Raw genomic sequence first — 6438 nt, forward strand, 5'->3', positions numbered from 1 at the left:
CCCACGGTCACCACCGCGGCCCCCGCCGCCGCCAGGCGGATCCGTACGGGGTCGGGGAGGGCGTCCGCGGCGCGATCACCGCGATCTCGGGTTCCGGGCAGGAGGGGCACGGGGTCATCCTGCCGTATGCCCGGTGCGCGAAGTGGGGCACCTGTTCGAAGAAGTGGGCACCGGTGCGAAGCGGAGCACCGGCTCCAGGCGCGGTGACCGTTCCGTCAGGCCGGGCTCGACGACGGGGGCGTGACGTCGCCGCCATGGCCCTTGGCCCCCTTGGCCGCCGCCTTCGCCGTCACCGCCGACAGCGGCTTGGCGATGTCCTCCAGGGAGCGCTGCTCGGCCTTGACCGCGAGGAAGGCGGCGACCAGGCCCGCCGCGCACATCAGGGCCGCGCCGATCTGGAAGGCGAGGACCGTGTCGCCGACCTGGCCGGTGCCCGTGAGGTCGGCGAAGACCAGCGGGCCGCTGATGCCGCCGGCCGCGGTGCCGAGGGCGTAGAAGAAGGCGATGGCCATCGCCCGGGTCTCCATCGGGAAGATCTCGGAGACGGTCAGGTAGGCGCTGGAGGCGCCGGCCGAGGCGAAGAACAGCACCACGCACCAGCAGGCTGTCAGTGTGCCGGCGCTCAGCACGCCCCGGCCGAACAGCCAGGCCGTGCCGAACAGCAGCAGGCCGGCCAGCAGGTAGGTGGAGGAGATCATCACCCGGCGGCCGACCGTGTCGAAGAGGTGACCCAGCAGCAGCGGGCCCAGGAAGTTGCCGGCCGCGATGACGGCGAAGTAGTAGCCGGTGTGGCCGGAGGGGACGTCGAAGAACTTGGTCAGGATCGCGCCGAAGCCGAAGGTGATGGCGTTGTAGAGGAAGGCCTGGCCGATGAAGAGGGAGAAGCCGAGGGTCGCGCGCCTGCGGTAGTGGGAGAAGACCGTGCGGCCGATCTCGACGAAGCTCACGCTGCCGCGCTGGTGGAGGGTGATCTCGCCGTGCGGCTCGGGGAGGGGTTCGCCCTTCTCCTGCTCGACCCGGCGTTCGATATCGGTGACGATGTCCTCCGCCTCGCGGTCCCTGCCGTGGATCAGCAGCCAGCGCGGGCTCTCCGGAACGTGGCGGCGTACCAGGAGGATCACCACGGCGAGCACCGCGCCGAGCGCGAACGTCATGCGCCAGCCCACGTTGGCGGCCAGGATGTCGGTGTTCAGGGCGAGGATCGACAGCAGGGAGCCGCCGACCGCGCCCAGCCAGAAGCTGCCGTTGATGATCAGGTCGACGCGGCCGCGGTGGCTCGCGGGGATCAGCTCGTCGATCGCGGAGTTGATGGCCGCGTACTCGCCGCCGATGCCGAAGCCGGTCAGGAAGCGGAAGAGGAAGAACCACCAGGCCTCGAAGGAGATCGAGGTCAGGGCGGTGGCCGCGAGATACACCGCGAGGGTGATCAGGAACAGCTTCTTGCGGCCGTAGCGGTCGGTCATACGGCCCCAGAACAGGGCGCCGACGCAGGCGCCCGCCACGTACAGGGCCGCCGCGACGCCCGTGACCTGGCTGGAGCTGATCGCCAGGCCGCTGCCGGGCTCCGACAGGCGGCTGGCGATGTTGCCGACGACCGTGACTTCCAGACCGTCGAGGATCCACACGGTGCCGAGACCGATGACGATCGTCCAGTGCCAGCGTGACCAGGGAAGGCGGTCGAGCCTGGCGGGGATGTCGGTGGTCACGATACGGCCGGTCTCGGCCTCAGCGGTGGTCATGGGCTCCCTCCACGTCGAGCGGAACGCCATGCGGGTTCCCCCGAACCGCCGGGATCACGCCCGGCGGGCGCCGACCGGTCTACGCCCCCAGCGCCCGCGACACCGTGAAGATCAGCAGGCCCGCGAGGGAGCCCACCACCGTGCCGTTGATGCGGATGAACTGCAGGTCGCGGCCGATGTGGGCCTCGATCTTGCGAGTGGTGTGCTCGGCGTCCCAGCCGGCGACCGTGTCGGTGATCAGGGAGGTGATCTCCTTGCGGTACGTCGTCACCACGTACACCGCCGCGCCCTCGACCCACTGGTCCACCTTGTCCTGGGCCCTGGGGTCCTCGGCCATCCGGGTGCCCAGGGACAGCAGCGAGGCCCGTACCCGCAGGCGCAGCTCGCTGCGCTCGTCCTCCGCCGCGGCGACGATCATGGACCGTACGGCGCCCCAGGAGGAGGCGATCAGGTCCTGCACCTCGCCGCGGCCGAGCACCTCGCCCTTGAGCCGCTCCACACGCGCGCGCGTGTCGGTGTCGGACTGCAGGTCGGAGGCGAAGTCGGTGAGGAAACGGTCCAGGGCCCCGCGCGCGGGGTGACTGGGCATGTCCCGCATCTCGGTGACGAAGCGCAGCAGCTCCTTGTAGACCCGCTCGCCGACCTTCCTGTCGACGAACCTCGGGGTCCAGCCGGGCGCGCCGCCCTGTACGGCGCCCATCACGGAGTCGCCGTGCAGCACCAGCCAGTCGTGGGCGCGGGTGACGACCAGGTCGACGACCCGTTTGTGGCCGCCGTCGGCGACGACCTTCTCCAGCAGCTTGCCGATGCCGGGCGCGATCTCCTGCATGTTGGCCCTGCGGGTGATCGCCTCGCCGACCACGGCCTGCACGTCGGAGTCGCGCAGGACGGTCAGCGCGCCGCGCAGCGCGGTGGCCAGTTCCGCCGTCACCCGGTCGGTGTGCTCCGGCCGGGCGAGCCAGGCACCCAGCCGGCTGCCGATGCCGACGGCGCGCAGCCGCTGCCGTACGACGTCCTCGGAGAGGAAGTTCTCGCCGACGAACTCGCCGAGTGAGACGCCGAGCTGGTCCTTCTTGTTCGGGATGATCGCGGTGTGCGGGATGGGCAGGCCGAGCGGATGGCGGAAGAGGGCGGTGACCGCGAACCAGTCGGCGAGCGCGCCGACCATGCCGGCCTCGGCGGCGGCCGCGACGTAGGCCGTCCAGGCGCCGGCGCCCGCGTGCTCGGCCCACGTGGCGAGGACGTACACCACGGCCACGAACAGCAGGAGCCCGGCGGCGGTCAGCTTCATACGGCGCACACCGCGGGCCCGCTCCTCGTCGGCGGGGCTGAACACGGTCATCGCGCGGCGGGGGACGGCGTCCGCCGTTCCCGGGCCGGCCTGTGTCGTCTGTTCCATCCACTCCACCCGTTCGTGATCCCGCACACAATTGTCCCTTCCTGACCGACTCCCGGAACGGAACGAGAGTTCCCGGCGTCTGTCCGGAGGGGGTTCGTCGGCAGGGGCCTGTCAACACTTCCGAGCCCATGAAGGATCATGGGTCATCGGATCGGAGCCCACGGGCACCCACCGTCCGAGAAAACCCGAAAAAACCCGAGGATCCCCAGGAGCCCGAGGAGAGCATCGCCCGCATGACCAAGCGTCACGGTTGTGCCCTGCTGACCGCGATCGTCACCCTGATCGTCGTCGTTTCCGCCGTCATCCACGCCGGAGCCGCCTCCGACACCCGCCGCCCCGCCGGCTCGCCCGCCGGGGGCCTCGCCCCGGGCGGCTCCGCCGCCCCCGTCTCCACCGGCACCTGGGTCGGCGCCTGGGCCGCCTCCCCCGCCGGCGCGGAACCCGGTACGGAGATCCGTGGCATGGCGGGCCACTCGGTGCGCAACGTCGTGCACGCGAGCGTCGCGGGTACGAGTGCCCGGATCACGCTGTCCAATCTCTACGGCCAGTCGCCGCTGAACGTCACCCACGCCTCGATCGCGGTCGCCGCCGGTGGCGGCGGCGGGGCCGCCGCGGCGGGCACCATGCGGCGGCTCACCTTCTCCGGCGCCGCCTCGGTCGTGGTGCCGGCCGGCGGGCAGGTGGCGAGCGACGCGGTGCGGATCGCCGTGCCGCGCGGGGATGACGTGCTGGTGACCACGTACTCCCCCACTCCGTCGGGACCGGTCACCTACCACCCGCACGCGCGGCAGGTCTCCTACGTCGCCGTCGGGGACCGTACCGAGGACGTGACCGGGGTGCCGTACACCGAGCGGACGACGGTCTGGCGCTATCTGACCGCGCTGGACGTGCTCAGCGACGAAGCCGAAGGGACGGTCGTCGTCCTCGGGGACTCGCTCACCGACGGCATCACCTCGACCGTCGGTGCCAACCGGCGCTGGACCGATGTGCTGTCCGGGCGGGTGCGGGGCGCGGTCGCCGGGGGACGGGACGACGTGCCGCGCTACAGCGTCGTCAACGAGGGCATCAGCGGGAACCAGGTGCTGGCGAGCGGGCTGGGACGGCCCGCGGACAACCCCAGCGGGCTGGACCGGTTCGAACGGGATGTGCTGGAGCGGGCGGGGGCCAGGGTCGTGGTGATCGACCTCGGGATCAACGACATCCTGCGCAATCCGCGGCTCGCCGACCCGGAGGGGATCACTGAAGGACTGCGGGCGCTGGTGGGGCGGGCCCATGCGCGGGGGCTGAAGGTCGTGGGGGCGACCCTGATGCCCTTCGAGGGGCATCGGTGGTACACGGCGGCGCGGGAGGCGGTACGGCAGCAGGTCAACGCCGAGATCCGGAGCGGGCGGGTGTTCGACGCCGTCGTCGACTTCGACCGGGCGCTGCGGGACCCGTACGCTCCGCGGCGGCTGCGGCCCGCCTACGACTCCGGGGACCATCTGCATCCGAGTGACCGGGGCTATCGGAGGATGGCGGAGGTGTTCGACCTCCGGGAGCTGAAGGGGGCGGTGCCGGCGCAGCTGTGACGTGCGCCGGCACCACTGCCCGCGGTCATGACAGCTCTCGGCGCCTGGCCTTGCGGTCCAGCTTTTCCTGGCGGCGTTCTTCCTTCTGACGGCGGCGTTCCGCCTCCGTGAGTTTGCGCCTGACTCCCACGCCGCCCATGAGGGCCACGCCCGTCACGATCACGCGGGGGGCGCCCGGTTCGGCCGGGGCACCGTCCTCGCGGTGGTCGAAGCCGCCCATGATGCCGACGCCGCGGACCACCACCTCCACGCCGTGCGGCACGGTCACCTCCACGCCGCCCATGATCGCGACGCACTTGATCTCGACCTCGCGGTCGGCGAAGTTCGCCTCGCGCAGGTCGATGTTGCCGCCGCCCCAGAAGGTGAAGCAGGTGAACTTCCTGGGCATGGTCCAGCGGCCCTTGCGTTCGAAGCCGCCCATGACGGCGACGCCCCACGACGAGGTCCCCTCGCCGCCGACCACCCGGCCCGCCCAACCGCCGTCCGGTTCGGGTTGCTTGACCATGTTCACGGCCGGGGCGCCCACCCCGGACACGGGCAGGTCCCGGGTGAGCGGCGCGAGTTCGCCGTACGTCCGCGCCTGGTACACCGCCTCCAGCCGCTCCTCGAACTCCGTCATGTCGAGACGGCCCTCCGCGAGGGCGTCCCGCAGGTGTTCGGCGACTCGTTCACGATCGGCGTCGGAAGCGCGGAGCTCCGGCAGGTCCTCGGTCATGGGAGCAGCCTACGAGACCGCTTTCTCGGCGTACATCCTCCCGATGACCGCCTCGATGTCCGGCTCCCGTACCGACAGGTCGACCAGCGGGTACTCGGCCGCGATCCGGGCCACCAGCACGGCCGCCGACTCGCCCGCCGGGAAGGCCAGCCACTGCCGCGGTCCCTCGACCCGCACCACGCGCGCCGACGGCAGCTCGATCGGCGGCAGCTCCCGCTCCAGGTCGACCACCAGGGTGCGCTCGCTCTCGCCCGCCTCGTGCAGACCGGCCAGCGGCCCGTCGTACACCAGGCGCCCGTGGTCGATGACCATCACCCGCGAGCACAGCTGCTCGATGTCCTGCAGGTCGTGCGTGGTCAGCAGCACCGTCGTGCCCCGCTCGGCGTTCAGGTCCCGCAGGAACCCGCGGACCTTGGCCTTGCTGACGACGTCCAGGCCGATGGTCGGCTCGTCGAGGTAGAGGACCTCCGGGTCGTGCAGCAGGGCCGCCGCGACGTCCCCGCGCATCCGCTGGCCGAGCGAGAGCTGCCGTACCGGGACGTCCAGCAGGCCGCCCAGCTCGAGGAGTTCCACACAGCGGTCCAGATTGGCGCGGTAACGGGCGTCGGGGATGCGGTACATACGGTGCATCAGCCGGTAGGAGTCGATCAGCGGCAGGTCCCACCACAGGGTCGTACGCTGCCCGAACACCACCCCGATGCGCCGCGCGAGCCGGGTCCGCTCCCGGGAGGGGTCGATGCCGGCCACCCTCAGCCGGCCGCCGCTGGGCGTCAGGATGCCCGTGAGCATCTTGATCGTCGTCGACTTGCCCGCGCCGTTCGGGCCGATGTAGCCGACCATCTCGCCGCGCGCCACCCGGAACGAGATCGCGTCGACCGCCCGCACCTGCCGCCGCTCACGCCTCAGGAACCCGGTCCTCCTGCGCACCTCGAAGACCTTCTCCACCCGGTCGACCTCGATGAAACCGCCGTCCACCACCATGTGCCGCACGCCCCTTCAGCTCCCCGTGCTCCGATA

Annotated in this window: 5 protein-coding genes; 1 reads left to right on the top strand and 4 read right to left on the bottom strand. The window is 71.6% G+C overall.

Annotated features, from left to right (window positions below):
- Nucleotides 1-215: 215 nt before the first annotated feature.
- Nucleotides 216-1739: an MFS transporter gene (locus tag C1I97_RS28540; RefSeq protein ID WP_111006017.1), complete on the bottom strand. Its 1524-nt coding sequence runs from the start codon at nt 1737-1739 to the stop codon at nt 216-218.
- A 79-nt stretch (nt 1740-1818) separates the two neighbouring features.
- Nucleotides 1819-3138 carry a DUF445 domain-containing protein gene (locus C1I97_RS28545; protein ID WP_258382782.1) on the bottom strand — a complete coding sequence of 440 codons (1320 nt, stop codon included), beginning with the start codon at nt 3136-3138 and terminating at the stop codon, nt 1819-1821.
- Between the two features lie 233 nt (nt 3139-3371).
- Here C1I97_RS28545 and C1I97_RS28550 point away from each other — a divergent pair, with 233 nt between their 5' ends.
- Nucleotides 3372-4706, top strand: a complete 1335-nt coding sequence (locus tag C1I97_RS28550; protein ID WP_111006018.1) for an SGNH/GDSL hydrolase family protein — start codon at nt 3372-3374, stop codon at nt 4704-4706.
- Between the two features lie 25 nt (nt 4707-4731).
- On the opposite strand, the gene C1I97_RS28555 is transcribed toward C1I97_RS28550, so the two are convergent.
- Nucleotides 4732-5421: a DUF1707 SHOCT-like domain-containing protein gene (locus C1I97_RS28555; protein ID WP_111006019.1), complete on the bottom strand. Its 690-nt coding sequence runs from the start codon at nt 5419-5421 to the stop codon at nt 4732-4734.
- Nucleotides 5422-5430: 9 nt separating this feature from the next.
- The gene (locus tag C1I97_RS28560; RefSeq protein WP_111006020.1) at nt 5431-6402 is read right to left on the bottom strand and encodes an ABC transporter ATP-binding protein; all 972 of its coding nucleotides are present in this window, start codon (nt 6400-6402) and stop codon (nt 5431-5433) included.
- Between the last annotated feature and the right edge of the window lie 36 nt (nt 6403-6438).

Source organism: Streptomyces sp. NTH33, assembly GCF_003236365.1.
GTDB lineage: Bacteria > Actinomycetota > Actinomycetes > Streptomycetales > Streptomycetaceae > Streptomyces.